This window comes from Sphingomonas sp. ID0503, from assembly GCF_048565625.1.
In the GTDB taxonomy this organism is placed as follows: domain Bacteria; phylum Pseudomonadota; class Alphaproteobacteria; order Sphingomonadales; family Sphingomonadaceae; genus JBLZUR01.
The window spans coordinates 2,619,287-2,640,000 of record NZ_JBLZUR010000002.1 but is presented as its reverse complement, the minus strand read 5'-3'; the positions used below and the strand labels follow the sequence as shown (position 1 = coordinate 2,640,000).

Genomic DNA, 20,714 nt, shown 5'->3' with positions numbered 1-20,714 from the left:
AGACCGTACCCGAAACCGACACAGGTGGTCTGGTAGAGTATACCAAGGCGCTTGAGAGAAGTGTACTGAAGGAACTCGGCAAATTGCCTCCGTACCTTCGGAAGAAGGAGGCCCTGCTTTTGCGCAAGCAATTGCAGGGGGCACAGGCCAGGGGGTAGCGACTGTTTAGCAAAAACACAGGGCTCTGCTAAGTCGGCTTCAAGACGACGTATAGGGTCTGACGCCTGCCCGGTGCCTGAAGGTTAAGTGGAGATGTGCAAGCATCGAAATGAAGCCCAGGTAAACGGCGGCCGTAACTATAACGGTCCTAAGGTAGCGAAATTCCTTGTCGGGTAAGTTCCGACCTGCACGAATGGCGTAACGACTTCCCCACTGTCTCCAGTACATGCTCAGCGAAATTGAATTCTCCGTGAAGATGCGGAGTACCCGCGGTTAGACGGAAAGACCCCGTGCACCTTTACTGCAGCTTCAGAGTGGCATTAGGAAAGAACTGTGTAGCATAGGTGGGAGGCTTTGAAGCACTGGCGCCAGCTGGTGTGGAGCCATAGGTGAAATACCACCCTGTTGTTTTCTGATGTCTAACCACGCACCGTTAGCCGGTGTTGGGACCCTCTGTGGCGGGTAGTTTGACTGGGGCGGTCGCCTCCTAAAGAGTAACGGAGGCGCGCGAAGGTTGGCTCAGGACGGTTGGAAACCGTCTGTTAGAGTGCAATGGCATAAGCCAGCCTGACTGCGAGACTGACAAGTCGAGCAGAGACGAAAGTCGGTCATAGTGATCCGGTGGTCCCTCGTGGAAGGGCCATCGCTCAACGGATAAAAGGTACGCCGGGGATAACAGGCTGATAACCCCCAAGAGCTCATATCGACGGGGTTGTTTGGCACCTCGATGTCGGCTCATCACATCCTGGGGCTGGAGCAGGTCCCAAGGGTTTGGCTGTTCGCCAATTAAAGTGGTACGTGAGCTGGGTTCAGAACGTCGCGAGACAGTTTGGTCCCTATCTGCCGTGGGCGTCGAAATTTGAGAGGAGTTGACCCTAGTACGAGAGGACCGGGTTGAACGTACCTCTGGTGCACCAGTCGTCGTGCCAACGGCGCAGCTGGGTAGCTATGTACGGACGGGATAACCGCTGAAAGCATCTAAGCGGGAAGCCTCCCTCAAGATAAGATTTCTTAGGACGGTCGGAGACCACGACCTTGATAGGCCGGATGTGGAAGTGCGGTAACGCATGGAGCTAACCGGTCCTAATTGTCCTATTCACGCTTGAGAGTCCCGCCATCAACGACAGCACTGACATTCGTCGGCTGTCCGAGATCGCGGATTATATGCGACGCCTTTGAATACCCTTCAATCAAGGTGCATCGATTTCGAACCATATCCGACACGCATCTGCGCCGGCCCCATTGCTTGGTGGCCATAGCGTCAGTGACCCACCCGATCCCATCCCGAACTCGGCCGTGAAACCTGACAGCGCCGATGGTACTATCGCTTAAGCGATGGAAGAGTAGGTCGTCGCCAGGCATTGCGGCCGGCGCCGGTGCGCATCGGACATCCGAACCCATTCACATGTTATCGCCCGCTAGGGCCGCACGCCTCCGCCCAGCGGAGGCTTTTGCGTCTGGGGCGAGCACGTTGGCGCGGGGTGGAGCAGCCCGGTAGCTCGTCAGGCTCATAACCTGAAGGTCACAGGTTCAAATCCTGTCCCCGCAACCAACTTGATTTGCAGCGCCCTCTCGGAAATGTTGGTTGGGGCTGTTCGCATTTCGGGACAGGCGCATAGCTCGAGCATCGACGCCAACTCGCCGCGCAGATCGATCTTAAGCTCGCCGTCCTCGGGGGTCAGCACGACCGCATCGATCAATGCGCGGATCCGCTCGAAAGCCTCGGCCTTGAGTGCCTCGTCCTCAAAGGCCTTGGTCAGCTTCGCCACCTTCTCGCGATAGATCCGGCCGAGATCGGGATGCAGAAGGTCGCTGTTGCTCGAAGGCGTCGATGCCGCAGCGATCTCGGCCGTTAACCGCGTCTGCCGCTCGGTAAGCTGGCGAAGCTCGTCGACGAATAGCGTCGGGTTTACGCCCTGCAGGATGGCGGCCTTGATGTTGGTCAGCTGTGCGGTGACCTGCGACAGAGCAACCTCGCGTTCCGGACGCACGGTGACGCTAACGGCGTCCAGACGCCGCGTCTCGGCCTCATACTCCTCGAGGAAGATCGCCAAGACGTCATCCCGCAGCATCTCACGCGTGAGACCCTCCAGCACGCGTGCATCAAGGTCATCCTGTCGGATTGTAAGTCGGTTGGAGCAGTAGCTGGGACCCTTCTTTGCCGATCCTTGGCAGCCGAAACGGTGCGCTCCGGACTTTGCATAGCTCGCGCCACATTCGCCACAGGTCGCCTTGCCAGTGAGCAAGTACTTAGGACGCTGCTGGGCAAAGAAGGGTAGGGCGGGGGTCTCGTCGGTCTTTCGCATTGACCCACGCGCGAGTTGGGCCTGGCGATCCTTCACTGCCTGCCACAGCGTATCTGAGACGATGCGGAGCTCAGGCGCCGCCACGAGATCTGGACGATCTTCTTCACTGCGAACGAACGCGTGGCGCTTACCAGAATCAGGATTCTTGCGGTACGTTTGCTTCAGGTACGGGCGCCAGCCGGTATAGAGTACATCATTGAGGATACCCGTCCCGCGCTCTGCATTGCCAGTGAGCGTATTGGGCGACCACGCCGGTGGCTTGATGCTCGGTGTCTTGTCGCGTTTTCCGCTGCGGGGCGGCGGGACCCCCTCGGCGTTCAGACTCCGAACGATCTGGCCCGGGGACAGGCCAGCCGCAAACTCTTGGAAGATTCGAACGACGGTTTCAGCCTGCGCGGGCACGATCTGCTGCAAGCCCTTGATGCGCTCGCCGTCCGACCCATATGCGATGCGCTTTTCATAACCAAAGGCGTTGCCACCTGGGTTCTTGCCTTGGGCATGCCGCATTGTCAGGGCATCTCGGGTCTTCTCACTTGTCGCCGTGATCTGCTGCGCGTTGATAGTGCCAGCCATACCGACGTGGAGCGCCGTCACCTCACCTTCTTTTCGGGTCACGAGCAGGACATTACGAAAGCGCAGCCGCTCATAAAGCATAGCAATGTCGGCCTGGCTGCGAGAAAGCCGATCCATGGCGTCCGCGAAGATCAAGTCCACCCCGCCTCGGCTCACCGCTGCCAACATCGCCTGCAAGCCCTCGCGGTGCATGGTCGCACCCGACTTCGCAGCGTCGGTGTAGGTGCCAACCTCGACCCACCCGCGACGAGCGAGTTCGCTGCGGCACATCGTCAGCTGTGTATCGATGCTCAAAGGATCTTGGTGATCCGTCGAGTACCTTGCGTAGATCACTGCGCGCATCGTCTTTTCATTCCCGGGTCTCTCTAACAATCACCTCGATCTTCAACCACCAACGCCTTCTCCGGTTGAGCCGTGACTGCCTTGCGGCACCGATGGTCGGCGCGTGCCAGTTCTCGTGCAAGAAGCTTCGCGACCTCGAGGGCCAGCGGGCGCGGAGGCGGAGGCGCCTTCACCTTCTGTAAGGCTGCACCCGACGGGGGCAGATGCTCAGCCACCTACTGAACTCAGCAAATAAGTGGCGTACTCAATCGAACCCGCGAGCTGAGCATTGAGGCTTTCGATCTGGCGATCGAGCTCGCATGCGCGTTGGATCTCTGCGGGCACGGAGCGCCCCGCCGCATGGGCGGCGCATAGTGTTTGGACCAGCGACTCAAATTCTGCGTCGATCTGGGTCAGGTGCGCGGTGAGATCGGCAATGCGGTCGACCGTTTCCGCGAAGTCAGCCGCGACGGTCTCGAGATGAACGGGGGCGCTCATCGGAGCGCCGCCGTGATGTCGGCGATATCGGGACGGACAGGCTCAGTCGTGAAGCGCGGATTGCCGCCTTGCTCGCGGAGCCACTCGAACGCCGCGGCCCGCGTTGAGAAGGTCGGTGGCTCCTTCTGAAGCAGCTCGGCGATCGTCGCGCAAAGATATCTCTGCCGCGGCGTCGGCGGCTTGGGTTTCCAGCGCTCCGGGCGGCGGCCGGCGTTGCTTGCGAGGAACGCCGACACTTCGGCGTCGTAAAGAGCGTGCAGCCAACGCCACCGTTTCCAAACGCCGATGGCGCGAAGCTGGCGGCCAACCGGTGAGGCGAACAGCGTGCGGAGGCATTCAGTGATCGATGCACCGGGTGCGGCGAGAACGTGCTGCGCAAGAAGCGCAACGCCAACCGCTTGGGTTTCAAGCCAGCCCACCAGCGCCACTGGATCAAGGTCCAGCGCGTCGAATGGCTCGAAGGCGCTACCTAAACGATAACAGGCGGCGTCGCGCGCATCGAAAGCTGCGCGGCGATGCTCGCGCGCTTCGGCGTCGTGTATCAAGAGGTCCAGCTCGGCCGCGCGGGACGCGAGACGCTGCGTGTCGATCGCTTGCAGGAGGCTCAGTGCCTGCGCGCGCAGCTGATTATCGACATCATGATTCGCCATCCACAAACTTTGGTCGGCGAGCCGGATTGAGCTTCGGGGGCTACCCCCTCATCAACGAGCGGTGAGGCCTCGCAGGATCGCGTCGTGGAAAGCCTTCAGCTTCGCATCCATCTTCGATCGATGTTCTTGGGACGCCTCCTTCGAGAACGTACGAGCAGTGCGCCGCCATTCTTTATCCGGCGTCCGAGCCGCAGCCCGCTTCGCTGACGATCCGTTTTTCGCCCGCTCGATATTGATCGAGACTTCAGCCACCCATGCAGCGAGCGTGCGGTCGAAGGTTACTGTCTCACCGCTCACCGCCTCCAAGGCGGCTGCCGACCTGATCACTGACACTTGGCCGGTAGCGGGATCGACATAGGACCGCGCGATGTCGTCCAGCACGCGATCCAGCGTACCCCCCGCCTTGCTCGCAGGAACGGATATGGTGCGCGTGAGCGATGCGGCTTCGGTGCGATCAGGAAGCAGTATGAGGCCATGCAGCGTTCTGATCGGTGCCGGGCCGGGGCCGAGCGCATAGGCGTGAGCGCGGCCAGTCCGGGTATAGGCGTCCGCCGTGAGCGCCAGCGCAATCTCGTCCACCCCGGCTGCCACGTGGATCCCGAGGCTTTGCGGCGTGTGGAACCAGGCGTTCAAATACTGGGTCGCCGCGAATGCCGACAGGTTGCGGCCAAATTTGGGAAGGAAGCGTCGGCTGTCGTGCACCGAGCTCCAATCTGAGATCCCGATCTCGGCTGCGACTGCAGCGGCGCGCGCATGGCCGGCGACCGCATCAACCAGCGCCAGCGACGTCGGGATAGCAGCGCTGATCCCGGCGCTGGAGACAACCATACCGTCTGCAACATAGCGCCGATCCGGGACCCAGCGCACCTGCGGGTAGTGCTTGCGACGATAGCTGGCGGTCGCCCAGTGCGCGGTCGCGCGATGTCCGTTCAGCACGCCACTGCCGGCAACCACAAGCGCACCATCGCAGATGCTGACGATCGTGCCGCCCTTGGCTGCCTGCGCCCGGATCCAGTTGAGCAGCGCAGGATCCTCACGCCGGACCACCGCCGGCACGACCACATAGTCCGCCCCTTCCGGATAGCGCGCGTCGAACTCGGCCACGCTTGCCTGCGGCTGAAGGCTAAGCGCGGGGCGCATCGTCATCGAGCCCGACCGCGTCGCGACCGCCATCACCTCGCCGATGTCGGCCTGCCGGAGGATGCCGTAAGGGATGACGTAGTCGGTCAGTTCGGTACCGCTGTTCTCACCAACGACGGCAATGACTGGCCGTGTCCGTTCGAACCGCGCCTTGAAAGGCTGGATCCGCTCCTCGACCTGAAGGTTCGCCGAGCTCTGTTGTTGACGGACCGCGCTACGGTCGGCGGCTAACGAGCTTCTGCCTACGAGGAGACTGGCAGCCGAGAGGAGGAGAAGTATGCCCGCACGGGCGCCGCGAGATTGATGCATGGGAGGTCTATCCGCCTGAGAGTTGCCGCTCTCTTGTCGGCTGGATTCCGCCTGGCTCAAATGCCGGCCTTCTATCACTTTCTGCCACGTGACTGCTCGGACCCATACTCGGTCGTTCGGCCGGTCGACAACGCTCCCCAGAAGCGGACATCCATTCAGCTGACGCTGGGGGGTAGATGACCGAAGGACCGGCGGCGGCAAAGCGGTCCAAAACCTCAGCAGATCCTTCCTGGCCGCCCAGTGCGTAAGGTGATGGGTCGCTATTGACCGATTGAACGTAAAAACAGGTTCAACGCTACCACGCCCGCCACAATCAGGCCGATAGCGGCGAGCGCAGCGGCGTTGAACTCCTGGCCGCAGTATCACGCCGCCGCTGCGTGCTCGTATTTCTCGGCTTCGGCAGCGATCAGGATGTCGGCCAGCATCCAATATGCTTCCGCCCACGCCGCCAGAACCTCGTCCGTCGCGACATCAGCGCCCAACACATCCCGGATCGCTGGCAGGAGCGCAGCCGCGACGTGGGGATAATGCTCGGGCTTCACGCCGGTCTCGACATGCCGCACGACCATCCGCTCGACGGCGGCGCCAAGGTTCTGGAGCTTGTCGATGTTGCGGGCGTAGGCGAGGATCGCGCCGGCGAGACGGCGCGGCTGTTCGCCGCTCTGCTGCGCGGCACGGTCGAACATCGCTTCGATTTCCGGGTTCTGGAAGAGGCGAGCGTACATCGCGGTGGTGATCGCGACGCCGTGCTTCTCGAGCGCGGGCGCGGTGGCTTTGACGATCGCCGTCGCCTCGGGAGTAATGGTGCGCATGGGCAAGGTTCCTCAAGAAGGGGTAGCGAGGAGGGGCAGCGGACGGCGTCCCCCCTCCGGGGTCGTGCGGGATCAGGCCGCCTTCTTCCAGATCGGCTCCAGCGCGAGATGCGGCGGGCAATCGGCGACGGCACCGCTCGGCAGACCCGCGAGCTCGTTGGCGAAGCCGTGATTTACATCGCGGTGGTGTGCCTCATCGGCACGGACCACCAGCACCACGTCACGCAGCGTCGCGTCGTCGGGCAGGTTCCAGTAGCGCTTGGCGATCTCGGGCGCCGGCACGTTGGCGCTACGGCCCTCGTCGATCTCGGCGAGGTAGTGCGTGTAGCTGATCACCGCCTCCTCCTCGAAATAGCCGACGACGCGGTGCGCGGTCTTGGAGCTGACCAGGTACAGCGCGAAGAAGAACAGGTAGAACACCCATTGCACCCCGATGATCACCGCGCGCTCGAACCAGGTCGGCTTGGAGATCTCGATGAACGTCATCAGGTGCATGCGCTCGTTCTCCGCCTCGTCCATCAGCGTGCGGATCCAGCCCTTGTCGTCGCAGATGCGGCGCAGACAGGCGAGATGCGTGATCGTGGCGCCGACCATGCCCGGCACCGCCGCGACGGTTTCCAGCACGACGGCGCGATGGCCGTAGCGCTCCGCGAAGAAGGTGTCGGCGGTCCAGCGCAGCAGCTTGGTGAAGCCGAACGCGATCCGGTCAGACACGCCCTTGGGCTGGTGATGGATGCTCAGGTCAATGAAGGGCGGTTTCATGGTGATCGTCCGTTCCGGTCTGTGTTGTTCGATGGCGCTGATCTAGTCGTGCGGTGCGCGTCGCGACATTCGGATCATGTCCCTACGGGATTTCCCGGAGGTGGCGTTTCGTTCGCGAAGGCGGCATGGAGCGCCGCGTGACCCGGCAGCGCCTTCCTCTGCGCCACACGATCATCCCCGCGCTGCCCCTCGCCGCGACGCTGGCGCTGGCGGCCGTCGCACTGGCGCTGGGGGCCGCGGTGCGCATCGGCTTCGCCGCAGAGCTGGGCCAGCGCGCGACCTACATCTTCTTCGTGCCCGCGGTCGTGCTGGCGAGCGCGCTGGGCGGGTTGCGCGCCGGTGTCGCCGCGAGCGTCGCCGGTGCCGCCGCCGGCCTCTGCTGCGATCGCCTGATCGGTCTCGTAGCCGCAGGCAGCTGGATCGCAGCGGCCGCATTCGTCGCGATCGGGGCCGCGATCGCGCTCGGCGGCGAGTGGTTCCAGCGCGCCCGAGCAGAAGCCGAGCGCGTGACCGACGGCCTGGCCCGGCGCGAGGCGCATCTGCGCTCGCTGATCGACACGGTGCCGGACGCGATTGTGGTGATCGACGAAGCCGGTCTCGTCCGCGACTTCAGCCCGGCGGCCGAGCGGATGTTCGGCTGGGAGGCAAGCGAGGTCCATGGCCGCAATGTCAGCCTGCTGATGCCCGATCCGTATCGCAGCGGGCACGACGACTATCTCCGGCGTTACTATCGCACGGGCGAGCGCCGGATCATCGGCAAGGGCCGCGTCGTGGTGGGCGCGCGCAAGGACGGATCCACCTTCCCCATCGAACTCGCCGTGGGCGAGATGCGCGTCGGCGGACAACGGCATTTCACCGGTTTCATCCGCGACCTGACCGAACGCCAGCAGGCGGAGACGCGGCTGCAGGAGTTGCAGAACGAACTCGTCCACGTCTCCCGCCTGACCGCGCTGGGCGAGATGGCATCGGCGCTGGCGCATGAACTCAACCAGCCGCTGTCGGCGATCACCAACTATCTCAAGGGCACCCGGCTGCTGCTCGCGCGTGACGAGGTGCCGGTCGAGCGCGTCAGCGATGCCGTCGTGCGCGCCAGCGAGCAGGCGCTGCGTGCCGGCGACATCATCCGCCGGCTGCGCGACTTCGTTGCCCGCGGCGAGACCGAACGGACGGTGGAAAGCCTGCCCAAGCTGGTCGAGGAGGCGAGCGCGCTGGCGCTGATCGGCGTCAAGGAACATGCGATCAGGGTCGACTACGATTTCAGTCCCGCCGTCGATCGCGTGCTGGCGGACAAGGTGCAGATCCAGCAGGTGCTGCTCAACCTCGTGCGCAACGCCGTTGATGCGATGACGGCGGCAGTGCTGCCGAAGCGTGAGCTCACGATCTCCATCGCACCGGCCGAGGAGAACATGGCGCAGGTGACCGTCGCCGACACCGGGCCGGGCATCGACCCCGAAGTGGCGGATCGCCTGTTCCAGCCCTTCGTCACCACCAAGCGCACTGGCATGGGGATCGGTCTGTCGATCTCGCGCACGATCGTCGAAGCGCACGGCGGGCGGTTGTGGGCGGAGCCGTGCCCCGGCGGCGGCGCGCTGTTCGGGCTGACGCTACAGCGCGTCGACGAGGAGGGTCTTTACGATGGCGAATGACGGGATCGTCTATGTGATCGACGATGACGAGGCCGCGCGCCATTCGCTCGAGTTCCTGCTCGACTGCGCCGGCATTCGTGTTCGCGCCTTCACCTCGGCCGATGCGTTCCTCGCCGCCGCGCCGCCACTCGGCGGCGCGTGCGTCGTCACCGACGTGCGCATGCCCGGCCGGAGCGGCATCGAGTTGGTCGAGGAGATGAAGCGGCGTGGCGCCAGAGTGCCCGTGATCGTCATCACCGGCCACGCCGATGTGCCGCTCGCGATCCAGGCCATGCATGCCGGTGTCGCCGACTTCATCGAAAAGCCGTTCGACGATGAGGCGATGCTGGACGCGATCCGCAAGGCCTTGGCGACGCAGCAGAGCGACGAGGCCGCACGGGCGGAACGACAGTCGGTCGTCGATCGGATCGCCAGTCTCAGCGGGCGCGAACGCGATGTGATGGAAGGGCTAGTACGGGGCGACGCCAACAAGGCGATCGCCTTCGATCTGGGAATCAGCGCCCGAACGGTCGAGGTGTACCGCGCCAACGTCATGCTGAAGATGCAGGCTAAGACACTCTCGGAGCTGGTGCGAATGGTCACAATCGCGCGCTTTTCCTGACGAGCGTTGCAATTGTTTTCGGATTGGCCGGGGTGACCCAGATGCGGCCGCTCGCCGCGGCTTGAGCGCTCCGTGCAACCGGCCATTGGTTCACGTGCGGCCTGGCGGCTGCAACGAGCCGGAGCCCGCTCCATGAACGAACGTCTGTTTACGCGATCTTCCCGCCTGAAACCAACGGGCCGCTTCCCACCAGGTTCTACACGACAGCGCCAGAAGGTCAGAGGCGGTCCGTCGAGCGATACAGCGCAGTGAAGAGAGCGTGAGCGCGCTTGCCCGACGTCACCGGATCAGTCCGACTACGGTGCAGAAGTGGCGGAAGCGGACACACGCCGCCGATGCTCGCATGGGGCCGAAGGCCATTCACTCCACGGTGCTCACGACCGAGGAGGAGGCGATGGCCGTGGCGTTCCGCCGGCACACGCTGCTGCCGCTGGACGACTGCCTTTACGCTCTCCAGCCGACGATCCCGCACCTGACCAGATCGTCGCTGCACCGCTGCCTCCAGCGGCATGGCATCAGCCGCCTGCCGGCCCTGGAAGGGGAGGCCGCCGAGAAAAAGCGCTTCAAGGCCTACCCCATCGGCTACTTCCACGTCGACATCGCTCAGGTGCAGACGGCCGAGGGACGCCTCCAGCTGTTCGTGGCGATCGACCGCACCAGCAAATACGCCGTCGCCAAGCTCGAGGAGAAGGCCACGATCGCCATCACAAGCGCCTTCCTCGAGGCGCTCATCGAGATCGTGCCCTACGGCATCCACACCGTGCTAACCGACAACGGCGTCCAGTTCTGCCACGCGCCGCGCAACCGCAACAGCCCGATCGCCCAGTATAGCCTGCACATGTTCGATCGCATCTGCCGCGAGCACGGCATCGAACACCGGCTCACCAAGCCGAACCATCCGTGGACCAACGGGCAGGTCGAACGAATGAACCGCACCATCAAGGACGCGACCGTCAAGCGATACCACTGCGGCTCCCATGACGAACTGCTTCATCACCTCCAGCTCTTCATCGACGCCTACAATCATGGTCGCCGGCTCAAGACCCTGCGCGGCCTCACACCCTACAAAAACGTCGCTCGCACCTGGACAGAAGACCCAAGCCGCTTCAAAATCCACCCGTATCACCACACTTCGGGACTAAACAGCTAGCTCAAGCCCGCAGGGGCATGGGGCAAGTCGACATGCTAATGTCTGGCGGGTGATCCCCGCTGCAAGGCCGCAAGGATATGCAGGGGGATCTCGTCGGAAGGTGCGACCTGCTGCCACGATCCCGGAGGGGCGTCCGGCGCTGAAAGTGCCTCGGCGGCAGCGCGCAGCAAAGCACGTCCGGCGTCACTACTTGCGAGCGATCGGAATGCCCTGATGTCTACGGTCGCAGAAACAGCGGCTTCGGGCTCGTCACCAATGATGCGGAGAGCGGCCGTTCCAGCGAGAATACGCTGTAGGGGGTACTGCATCGCCAAATCAAGCGCGACCCTTTCGCTCTGCTCAAGCGAGGTATAAGCATCGGTCATTCGGAAATCTTGAACAACACGCAGGAGTACTTCATATCGGAGTTTCCGCTTTGTCTTCGTTCTCTTTGAGGGAGCTGAGCGTTGCGCATGCGCAACCGCGGCAGTTCGCTTCATTTCACGCTCAAATTCCTCGAACTTCCCCAGGGTTTCGCCTCGCGTTGAAATCGACCTCGTCAATATAGCTTCGAGACTAAACTTCAGCCGCGTCACGCCGTCCATCATGGCCTTCAGAGCGCTGCGCTCAGTTTTGGCCGCTGCGATCGCGGCCGCCCGGCGGTCGCGATGCTTGCGTCCCGGGCTGTGTTTGGCCTCGATAGGATCCGGCAGTTCTAACCGCCGGGCAGCGCGCGACTTCGCGGTAAACCGTCGGCAATGACCTTCGCGCTCCATTGCAGCGTTCATAACGGTGGCGATATGCTCACGAAGCTCGGTGATATAAACGGTGTCGTTCAGCTCTGAAGCCTTTAGGGCAGAAAACGAGATCTCGTCGTCGTCTTCCAGGCGGATCTGGCGGACGCTGGATAGAATGTGAGCGTGAAAATTCCGCTGGTCGCCGTCTAAATCGGGTCTGTGAAGAACTGCAGCGTAGGCAAGCGAATCGGCTTCAAGGGGTGCGCAGATCTGCCTCAGAAGATCCTCGCGATCATGTAGTTCGTGCGGCAGGCTGACCACGATCGAGATGTAGACGTTCCCGTTTCGGTCACCGGCTACTCTCTCCAATTCTTCGAGCGCATCAAAAACGCCAGCCACCTTATCTGGGTCCGCGCTGATGTTTGACACGATGCCGCCGCCCTCGATCTCACGAGCGGCGTCGCGCATGATATAGCGGACGGCCCGCACGGCCTCTCCCTGCACGTAGGGACGCCCAGCAGCCTTGCGGTGCGAACCGAGACCGCGACTGGACAAGCGGAAGTGAAAAGATGAGAAGCCGTCGGACGCGACATGAGACGGTCGAGTGATACCGAGACCGACTACCTGTTCGAACGCGCGGCTACGAAGCGTACCTTTCCGTCGTCCGGAAATATCGCGCGGACGGCAGCGGAGCGGGAAGGTTTTTGCGGTCTTCTCGCGTGCAAGTCGACGCAGAACGGCGCCTACAGCGCGGGCGTCACGATCGAGCTGTGCGATTTCGCGCTCCCGATTCACGGCGCAGGCCCGATGACGCTTTGCCTGCAGGACACACTCCTTCATGTCGCGCTGACTTGCGGCTGTCCCATCGACCTTCCATTTGATCCTGTCTGCCATAGTATCCCACCAAGTTATGGGGCTATCGGGTTGCGGATCAGAGGGCACCGAAATCCGGAACACATTATCGCGCGCCCCATAACTTCTACGCCTTCTCACATGACGAACACAGATCTCGGGCGAGATCGATCGGATGTATCTGGTTGTTGAGATAAAAAAGAAGGCGGTTGCGCATGCGCAACCGCCTCGATCTCTATCTTAGAGGGTGTTGGGCGCCCGCACTCGCGCAAGCGCGTCACGAAGGACTTCGACAAGCGCGTCGAGTTCGATGTCGCCGGCAGCATCGATATTGATGTGGATCGGGCCGTTCTTCTTGCGGCTGATCGTGCCAAGCTTGTGATTGCCCAACGCAAGGTTGGTGATCCAAGGCTTCGGTGCCTCGACCTTCAACGCGGCTCGCAGAACATTGAAGAGCTGCTTGGCAGGCATCGGCTCGGCCTCGGCATAAGCGATGACAACGGCCTGAGCCGCATCAAGGTTCGGGGCCTCCGAAAAGTTTGGCGCTCGCCCCAAAACCTCCATGAGCCACGACGCGTCGCGCTGGGCAACATCACGATGACAGACGATCTTGCTGCCGAACACATGAACGGCCCGGGCTACATCCAGCCGTCGCGAGATCGTGCTTTTATGCACGCCGAGAACCCGGGCAGCTTCAGCTTCGCTACCATAGCGACTAATTGCGGCGAGGTAGAAGCGGCCCTTTTCCCACGGGCTCACGACAGGACCCTCGCGAAGTTCGGCCGCGACCAGGCGGAACGCGTCATCGTCGTTCAAGGTGCGCATTTGGACGGGAATGTTGATGCGGTTTTCCGGGTGGCGCTGATTATAGGCAGCCACAAAGGAAACGACGTAAGCGTTGCCAACGATCTCGATGAAGCTATCGTCAACCGCTCGCCCGATCGCTGGAGGGTGCTGTGTGCCGCTCTGTTCGATCAGATCGGCTCCCTTCTCGCAATCCTCTGGCGCCAGGTTCTCGGGCTGCTGCGCGGCGTGCGGCCAGATGATCACTCGTTCGGGTGGCACCTCCGTCAACCTCGACTTGGTTGCCACCAACTTGCTAGCTGCCGCTACTCGATCTGCTTGCTGCAAGGCTGTGTCCCGGGAACCGGGTTCGAAGACTGCCTCCGTGATCCTTAAGGTGGTGCGATTGTAGTCGTCAGAGTGTTCCACACTTACCTCCATTGTTTGTGGAGGAAGCCGCCTAGCGGCTCGGATCCAAGGCGCTTTGGGGGCTACCCTTTCCGTCAAGAACCAGGCTTGCTCGGAAAGCTTCAAACGTGCGCTATCGGGCGTTCACCTCTATGCCGGAGATTGTCTAATTCGACGCTGTCGCTTGAGCGCGCGTGCGGGAGGCGAACGAAAGGTCGAGAGCGATGCTTGGTGGAACGTGTGTGCGGTGTCCGAGTAGCGCACTTTTGTGCCCTGCATTAGCCTGAAGCCGGCCCTCGAGCGCCACCAGATTGAGGTGCAGAGGGGATACAGCTCAAGGGTCTAACGAATGCGGAGGTGGCTCCCTCTTCATCTGACGGCTATGAAGCCATTGGTTCAACAAGGCGGGTCTGCTTCAGAAGCCTGACCACGATCTGGAGTCGCAATGGCAGACATAAGTTTCGTAAAGGAGGGTCGGGTCGCGCGCGTCACTCTCACTCGCGCGACGGCGATGAACGCGATCACTCAAGAGATGGATGGCCTGTTGCTCGATGCTTGGAACGCGATCAACGACGATCCCGACGTTTGGTGCGCGATCCTCTGTGCGGAAGGTGAAAGGGCGTTTTGCATCGGTGCGGATGTTTCCGGCGGCGTCCAGCCTCGATCGCCCATCGCCTTTGCAGGCGGATTGACCGGGATCGGCGGTCCCCTGGTGAGGCTTCAGAAGCCGTTGATTGCTGCCGTTCAGGGGTTCTGCGTCGGTGGCGGCTTCGAACTGGCGATGTGCGCCGACATCATCGTTGCGGCGGACAATGCCCAGTTCGGCCTTCCGGAGACCAAGGTCGGCATCATCGGCGCATGCGGCGTCGTGCACCGCGCGGTTCGCCAGCTGCCGCACCATATAGCGATGGGGATGATCCTGACCGGCGATCGCATCAAGGCCGACGCGGCGGCGCAGTTCGGCCTCGTCAACGAGGTTGTTCCCTACGTCAATCTCGCCGCAGCGGCAGAGAGGTGGGCCGACAAGGTCATCGCCGCCTCACCGCTTGCTAACCAGGCGGCGAAGGCGGCGGCGCTCGGTCGGCTTGGTCATCCGCTGGACGTCGCGCTGACGACGCGCTTCGATGAGATCGAGCGGTACGCGGAGAGCGACGACAAGCGGGAAGGGGAGCTTGCCGCGAGCGAGCGCCGCAAGCCCGTCTGGACGGGTCGCTGACCGTCGCAATCATCGTTGAGCGGTCGAAGCGGACGTTAAAGCGGAGGCGTATCGCGTTTCTCTGTCGCGACACTGCCTAAGACGGATTAGGCGACTTCGCCGGTGATCTGACGGGCAGAGGCTCCACTGCTGCCAGCCGTGCTGGTCCGGTGCGTCCCGGAGGGGGGGGGCACAATGAGAGGTGCGGATTCCTCTTGATCTCCAATGTAACGACGTTACAAGCCTAATCGACGTTCAGCAGAAAGACTGAACTGGGGAGGATTGTGAAGATGCGGAGCGCTTTCGTGCGATCAGCCGTTCTTTTGGCAGGCGTTGCTACCGTCGTTCCGTTGTTTTCGCCTAACGTCAGCGCGCAGACCTCGCCTTCCGCGCCAGTAGAGCCGGGCCAGACCGCAAGCCTCGATTCGGTGGTGGACATCGTCGTAACGGCCCGCCGTCAGTCAGAACGGCTGCAGGACGTCCCTGTCGCGGTCACGGCCTTCGGTGGAGAGGCCTTGGCCGAGCGGCGGATCGTGTCACAGGTGGATCTGCAGGCGGCAACCCCCGGGCTGACCGTTCGGCAGACCGGCTCTTCGGATCAGTTGAATTACGCCATCCGCGGTCAATCGATCGACGCCTTTTCCTACGCGTCCCCCGCCGTCACGTCCTACTTCAACGAGGTGCAGATCGGCGGAGCGGCTGCCACCGCCTTCTTCGATCTTGCCAGCATCCAGGTGTTAAAGGGGCCCCAGGGTACGTTGTTCGGCAGGAATGCGACGGGGGGCGCGGTTCTTTATGCAACCCAGCGCCCGACCTTGGAATTCGAGGGATACCTGAAAGGTGCGCTCGGGAATTACGATGATCGCGAACTGGAAGGGGCGGTCAACCTGCCCATCGGCAGCAGCGTCGCGGTGCGCGCTGCGGGCCGCTTCCAGAAGCGGGACGGCTTTCAGCGCAACCTGTTGCTGGGCAACCGCCCGAACTCGGTCGACTCGCGCGTCGGACGCCTGAGCCTGTTGATCGCCCCGGAGGGATCGGGCTTCGAGAACGTCACAGTGGGGCAGTATGGCCGCTTTCGGGGGAGGACCGGCGCGGTCAAGATCCAGAACGCGAATGGCGCGAACGGCGCGCCGGCTACCTATTTCGACCCGGTCAGCGGGACAACCAAACCGCTCGTCACCAACATGCGCGACGTCTACCAGCCCGGCGTGCAGGTGACCGATTCGCGCGTGAATGCACTGTTCAACGGGATCGCGGATTACCTGAACAAGCAGGGGCAATACGGCTTCTACGACGTCTTCGTGAATTCGGACCAGCGTCGTCGCGGGCGGCAGAAGACCGTCACCAACACGACGAGCTATGACCTTGGCGACGCCACGGTGAAGAACATCTTCGGATACAACAATGTGCGGAGCTTCGAGAGTTCCGATATCGACGGCAGTCCTTACGATTTCCTTCGCATCGGTGGCGGTGTCGCTGAAAGGGACCAAGGGTACACCTTCGGCACGAAGCAGTGGTCGAACGAGATCCAGGTGTCCGGTGAAGCGGGTTCCCTGAAATACATCGTCGGATTCTTCATGTCCAAGGAGGAATCTTACAACCGTGTGCCGCTTCGCGTCACTGGAGACTTGGGCGCGCCATTCATGGGGCCTTATGACTTCACCGTAACCGACAAGTCGAAGGCGGGCTACGCGCAACTCAGCTACGCGTTGACGAGCCGCCTCAATGTGACGGGTGGCCTGCGTTACACATGGGAAGACGTGTCGATCCGCCAAGGCGATGATAGTGTGCTGGCCATCGCCAACCTTGGCAAGCGTAAGCGAAAGGATGACAATCCCAGCTGGCTCGCCGGCGTCGATTACAAGGTCACGGACGACCTTCTGCTGTACTTCAACCAGCGCGGAAGCTGGCGCACCGGCGGCTTTAACGGCACCTCGGGGGCGAGCCTGCCCGACGCGTCGACCTTCAAGCCCGAGACGACGTACGATTTCGAGGTTGGCGCCAAGTTCGCCGGCCTCATCGGATCGATGCGGGCACGCCTGAACATCGCGCTCTACAACCAGATCATCAAGGATGTGCAGCGCGCGCCCTATCTCAACATCTCCGCTCTCGCCGGCAATGTGAACAAGGCGCGGGTGCGCGGCGTCGAGATCGACGGCAGCTTCGATCTCACCCCCTGGCTGCAGGCGGGCGGCGCGTTCACCTATACGGACGCGGAATATCGCGACCCCCGTGCGACCGTCGCCGGATCACAATTCGTCTTCGGGCCGTATGGCGACGCGCCGAAGTATAGCGGGTCTGCGTTCGGGAAGCTGCACCACCGGCTTGAGGGTGGAGGCGGCGAGGTGGCTTTGCGCGGCGACTTCTACGCGCAGAGCAAATTCTTCTACGCCAATCTGGGCGACACGTTGGTGCCGGGTGCAAGGATCCCCGGCTACCACATCGTGAATAGCCGCCTGGAATGGAACGACATGCTGGGTAGCCCGGCCAGCGCAGCCTTCTTCGTCAACAACCTGTTCAAGGAAAAGTACTGGGTTGGCGGCTTCCCGCTCGGGGCTGTGACCGGTTCCAACGGACGCCTGCCGGGTACGCCGCGGATGTATGGGGTGGAAGTGTCGGTCAAGTTCTGACCGCACGACTGGCGAGACGTCGGAGCGACGGTCTTGCCAGATCCACGCCTGCGGTGCCGAAAAGCGGTTCCCAAGCTGGCGTATAAAGTATAACAACGTTATACAGATATGATTGATAAAGGAGAGGAACGATGAGTCCTGAGACTGAGTTGGCGGTGAAGCGGGGCATCGCATACTGCGGGCCCGCGTTCGTGATCGGCTACATCATCTGTTTCGGCCTGCTCGGCCACAACATCCCGCCGCCCAAGATGCTCGGGCTGACGAGCGCGGATTTCGTCGCCTCTTATTACACCCGCTTTCCGGAAGTGGCGATTGGCATGATCGGGTGCTGCGTTGCCGGTCTGCTGTATATGCCCTGGTCCTGCCTCCTCGCGTCGATGCTGCGGAGCCAAGACGGCTCGCTGAGCGTCCTGGGACTGCTGGAACTCACGGGCGGCCTGCTTACCGGCTGGCTGCTCGCCTTCTGCCCCGCCCTATGGGCCGCATGCAGTCTTATGGCGGGCAAGATCGATCCCGGCTTCATCCACCTTCTCCATCTCGGGACGTGGCTGATCTACGACTGCACCTTCATGATCACGACAATTCAGCTTACCGGCCTCGGTCTCTATGTCGTGCTCTCGCGCAATCAGACGATCTTTCCTGCCTGGACCGGCTGGTCGGCACTGGCGGTCGGCGCAAGCTTCCTGCCTTTGGTTCTGGTGCCGTTCGCGGCGGACGGTCCCTTCGCCGTGAACGGCCTTTGGAACTTCTTCATCGTCTTCGGTATCTGGCTGTTCGCCTTCTTCACCCCGTTCAGCTTCTTCATGCTGAGGGCGCTATCGGGGGACAGGCGGGCGCTGGCCGAAGGGGCGGGGCGCACGGCTCACGCCTGACCGTTGTAATCGTACGAGAGCGCTGGCCGCAAAACACGCGGCCGGCGCTTCTCGCTTCAGCCAAAGATCTTCGCTTCATTCTGCTCAGGGGAACTCGTGGCCATTCGACATGATCGGCGCTTGCCCGGAAGTGAGGGCATTTGGACCTTCCTCTTCATCGACATGCTCGTCTTCCTGCTTATCTTCCTGACGTTCATGTCGGAAAGGCTGAGGCTTCCGCTGCTCTATGCCTCTTCGCAGCGTCTTCTCGACGGCTGGCTGGGACTTGCCAACACCGTCATTCTCCTCACGAGTTCCTGGATAATGTTCACCGCCATACAGGCGTGGCGGGCGGAGCGGCTTGTCGCGGCGCGCAGGCGGCTTGGCATCGTCCTGCTCCTCGGCGGCGCGTTTTGCGGCATCAAGGTCGCGGAGTACTACCACAAGATCGTGAGCGGCGTGGATATCGCCGGAAACTCCTTCATGTCGTTCTACTTCGTGATGACGGGTATCCACCTTCTTCACGTTCTTTTCGGCCTGGCATTCATCGCTAGCATGTCTCTGCGGCTGCGGCGTCGGGAAACGGCTCCAGCGATCGGGACCATGGAGAATGTCGGATTGTTCTGGCACTTCGTCGACGTTCTCTGGGTCTACATCTTCGCGTTGCTCTACCTCGTCGGGCTGCGGTGATGATGAAACTTTCGCGTGGCACCCTGATTTGGATCGGTCTGGTCGGGCTGACGACCATCTCGGTTTTTATTGGCGAGCGGCATCTGCTGGGTGCGATCTCGGGCTATGCCGTCGTCGCGCTCGCCGCGTTGAAGGCACGATGGATCGTGTTGGACTATATGGAGGCGCGGGATGCGCCGGGGCCTTGGCGGATGATGTTCGAGGGCTGGCTGGCAGCGGGTGCCCTTGTGATGGCGATTATCGTCGCCGCCGCGTAACACGGGGCTGATCTCGCCCCGGCATGGACAACGGTGGTCGGATAGAGCATCCGCCGCCCATGAGATCGCCAGATCCGCATCGTGCCAGGGAACCGTCAGACACGCCGCATGTCCGTCAGCGCCTGGTCCACGCGGCGCGCGACCTGATGAGCGAATTGGGTCCGGCGGGCGCGACGGCGAGGGCTATCTGCGACCGGGCAGGGGTTCGCGCGCCGACCCTCTACCATTACTTCGGAGATCTCGCAGGGCTGCACGCCACCGCGATCAATGCCGCGTTTATCGAAGTGATGGCCTCGTACCGTCGGGGCAACCTGGCCGAGGGCCCATTGGAAGCGGTTCGTGCCGCCTGGCGGGCGCTTCTCCGCTTCGCGCGGGCCGAGCCGCTGATGGCGCGCGCGCTGATCGGCAACGTCGTCGACGGCAAGCCTCCTCTGGCGCTTCAACTGACGCTGCGCCGGCTGAGACGCGATCTTTCCGAGCTAAGCCAGCAAGGTCTGCTTTCGATGACGCCCAACGCGGCGGCGGCCATGCTCTGGACCAGCGCCGTGGGCGCGGTGTCGATGACGGCCGCTTCCGATCCGAACGACGAGGCGGTCAACGAGGCTCTGCTTCACGCGCTGATCGCTCATCTCCATCGAGGGCGATAGGCCGAGAAGCCGAGCCTATGCAGTGGGGGGCCTCCGTGGCCGAACCGGCATGCACATCACCGTCACGATCTGCTCCATCGTGTCATCGAGCGCCTCGCCGAATGTTTCACCCAACTCCAATCGTGTCGTGCCGTGATGGCGGGCGAGGATGTTGAGGAACATCAAGCTGACGCTGATCAGCCGCCGCTGGGCCACATAGCGGGGCAGGTAGTCCACACGTTCGCGCAGGAGGTGCAGCGCGCGGGTCAGGTGCGGCGGCTCCGATCCGCTGAAATCGCCGAATTCGGGCGACTGGCTCTGCAGAAGATACTGGCTGAGGAAGCTCGCATAGGAGTGGTTGCCGTCGGCATCCTGAAGGTCCAGCTGCGGCAGGAGGATCACGTCCAGCAGGGTGCGGGCGTCCTTCAGGAGGCCATGCTTCTCCGCCTCGACGAGCATGGAGCCGCGCGCGGTCTCCATCTGATCCATGCGATAGTCGAAGATCGCCCGCACCAGCCCGTCGCGGGAGCCGAAATGGTACTGGACCGCGGCGTGATTGCCCTGACCGGCCTTGGTCGCGATTTCGCGCATCGATGCGCCAGCGATGCCGTTCTTGGCGAAGATCTGTTCGCCCGCAAGGATCAGGCGTGTCTTGCCGTCAATTGGGTCACCGGCGATCGGTGCCGCGGTGTCAAGAATGCCGTTCGTCATTCAGAACCCTAAAACAGTTGTAACAGGCGTGTCCAGCGTGTGGGGCGGACGAGGCGATTAAACGGGGT

18 protein-coding genes, 1 tRNA gene and 2 rRNA genes (1 of these 21 cut by a window edge) are annotated in these 20,714 nt (G+C 62.5%); 12 read left to right on the top strand and 9 right to left on the bottom strand.

Translation table 11 applies throughout. The features are described from left to right. The 3 genes from ACM608_RS13900 to ACM608_RS13890 all read left to right on the top strand — a co-directional run. Positions 1-1,266, top strand: a 23S ribosomal RNA gene (locus ACM608_RS13900) (it extends 1,525 nt beyond the left edge of the window). A gap of 138 nt (positions 1,267-1,404) precedes the next feature. After that, positions 1,405-1,519, top strand: a 5S ribosomal RNA gene (rrf, locus tag ACM608_RS13895). Positions 1,520-1,634: 115 nt separating this feature from the next. Next, positions 1,635-1,711: transfer RNA gene (locus tag ACM608_RS13890), tRNA-Met, on the top strand. On the opposite strand, the gene ACM608_RS13885 is transcribed toward ACM608_RS13890, so the two are convergent. The 6 genes from ACM608_RS13885 to ACM608_RS13860 form a co-directional block, all read right to left on the bottom strand. Then, positions 1,668-3,380: a recombinase family protein gene (locus tag ACM608_RS13885; protein ID WP_419685217.1), complete on the bottom strand. Its 1,713-nt coding sequence runs from the start codon at positions 3,378-3,380 to the stop codon at positions 1,668-1,670. The genes ACM608_RS13890 and ACM608_RS13885 overlap by 44 nt on opposite strands. 207 nt (positions 3,381-3,587) lie before the next feature. Continuing rightward, positions 3,588-3,857 (bottom strand): hypothetical protein, encoded by a 270-nt coding sequence (locus tag ACM608_RS13880; RefSeq protein WP_419683957.1) that lies wholly within the window; start codon positions 3,855-3,857, stop codon positions 3,588-3,590. Then, positions 3,854-4,513, bottom strand: coding sequence for a hypothetical protein (locus ACM608_RS13875; protein ID WP_419683956.1), 660 nt, complete (start codon positions 4,511-4,513; stop codon positions 3,854-3,856). Before ACM608_RS13875 ends, ACM608_RS13880 begins: the two co-directional genes overlap by 4 nt. Positions 4,514-4,558: 45 nt before the next feature. After that, positions 4,559-6,157 (bottom strand): DJ-1/PfpI family protein, encoded by a 1,599-nt coding sequence (locus ACM608_RS13870; protein WP_419683955.1) that lies wholly within the window; start codon positions 6,155-6,157, stop codon positions 4,559-4,561. Between the two features lie 161 nt (positions 6,158-6,318). After that, positions 6,319-6,768: a globin domain-containing protein gene (locus ACM608_RS13865; protein ID WP_419683954.1), complete on the bottom strand. Its 450-nt coding sequence runs from the start codon at positions 6,766-6,768 to the stop codon at positions 6,319-6,321. Positions 6,769-6,840: 72 nt separating this feature from the next. Beyond that, positions 6,841-7,530: an alternative oxidase gene (locus tag ACM608_RS13860; protein ID WP_419683953.1), complete on the bottom strand. Its 690-nt coding sequence runs from the start codon at positions 7,528-7,530 to the stop codon at positions 6,841-6,843. 137 nt (positions 7,531-7,667) lie between these two features. Between ACM608_RS13860 and ACM608_RS13855 the strand changes: the two genes are divergently transcribed. From ACM608_RS13855 to ACM608_RS13845, 3 genes are all read left to right on the top strand, one after another. Next, positions 7,668-9,176, top strand: coding sequence for a sensor histidine kinase (locus ACM608_RS13855; protein WP_419683952.1), 1,509 nt, complete (start codon positions 7,668-7,670; stop codon positions 9,174-9,176). Then, positions 9,166-9,777 (top strand): response regulator FixJ, encoded by a 612-nt coding sequence (gene fixJ, locus ACM608_RS13850; protein WP_419683951.1) that lies wholly within the window; start codon positions 9,166-9,168, stop codon positions 9,775-9,777. Before ACM608_RS13855 ends, fixJ begins: the two co-directional genes overlap by 11 nt. Positions 9,778-10,015: 238 nt before the next feature. Further along, positions 10,016-10,927 (top strand): IS481 family transposase, encoded by a 912-nt coding sequence (locus ACM608_RS13845; protein ID WP_419685215.1) that lies wholly within the window; start codon positions 10,016-10,018, stop codon positions 10,925-10,927. Between the two features lie 35 nt (positions 10,928-10,962). On the opposite strand, the gene ACM608_RS13840 is transcribed toward ACM608_RS13845, so the two are convergent. Continuing rightward, positions 10,963-12,537, bottom strand: a complete 1,575-nt coding sequence (locus tag ACM608_RS13840) for a hypothetical protein (protein ID WP_419683950.1) — start codon at positions 12,535-12,537, stop codon at positions 10,963-10,965. Between the two features lie 198 nt (positions 12,538-12,735). Next, positions 12,736-13,545 (bottom strand): hypothetical protein, encoded by an 810-nt coding sequence (locus tag ACM608_RS13835; protein ID WP_419683949.1) that lies wholly within the window; start codon positions 13,543-13,545, stop codon positions 12,736-12,738. A gap of 586 nt (positions 13,546-14,131) precedes the next feature. On the opposite strand from ACM608_RS13835, the gene ACM608_RS13830 reads away from it, so the two are divergent. The 6 genes from ACM608_RS13830 to ACM608_RS13805 all read left to right on the top strand — a co-directional run bounded on the left by ACM608_RS13830 (position 14,132) and on the right by ACM608_RS13805 (position 19,956). Further along, positions 14,132-14,902 carry an enoyl-CoA hydratase-related protein gene (locus ACM608_RS13830; RefSeq protein ID WP_419683948.1) on the top strand — a complete coding sequence of 257 codons (771 nt, stop codon included), beginning with the start codon at positions 14,132-14,134 and terminating at the stop codon, positions 14,900-14,902. A 329-nt stretch (positions 14,903-15,231) separates the two neighbouring features. Further along, complete coding sequence (locus ACM608_RS13825) at positions 15,232-17,511, top strand: TonB-dependent receptor (RefSeq protein WP_419683946.1); 2,280 nt, start codon at positions 15,232-15,234, stop codon at positions 17,509-17,511. 131 nt (positions 17,512-17,642) lie between these two features. Next, a complete protein-coding gene (locus tag ACM608_RS13820) occupies positions 17,643-18,383 on the top strand; it encodes a hypothetical protein (RefSeq protein ID WP_419683945.1) in 741 nt (246 codons plus the stop codon). Positions 18,384-18,503: 120 nt separating this feature from the next. Further along, positions 18,504-19,052, top strand: a complete 549-nt coding sequence (locus ACM608_RS13815; protein WP_419683943.1) for a cytochrome c oxidase subunit 3 — start codon at positions 18,504-18,506, stop codon at positions 19,050-19,052. Further along, positions 19,052-19,309 (top strand): cytochrome C oxidase subunit IV family protein, encoded by a 258-nt coding sequence (locus ACM608_RS13810; protein ID WP_419683941.1) that lies wholly within the window; start codon positions 19,052-19,054, stop codon positions 19,307-19,309. Before ACM608_RS13815 ends, ACM608_RS13810 begins: the two co-directional genes overlap by 1 nt. 59 nt (positions 19,310-19,368) lie before the next feature. Continuing rightward, complete coding sequence (locus tag ACM608_RS13805; protein ID WP_419683939.1) at positions 19,369-19,956, top strand: TetR/AcrR family transcriptional regulator; 588 nt, start codon at positions 19,369-19,371, stop codon at positions 19,954-19,956. A gap of 15 nt (positions 19,957-19,971) precedes the next feature. On the opposite strand, the gene ACM608_RS13800 is transcribed toward ACM608_RS13805, so the two are convergent. Then, positions 19,972-20,646 carry a TetR/AcrR family transcriptional regulator gene (locus tag ACM608_RS13800; protein WP_419683937.1) on the bottom strand — a complete coding sequence of 225 codons (675 nt, stop codon included), beginning with the start codon at positions 20,644-20,646 and terminating at the stop codon, positions 19,972-19,974. Between the last annotated feature and the right edge of the window lie 68 nt (positions 20,647-20,714).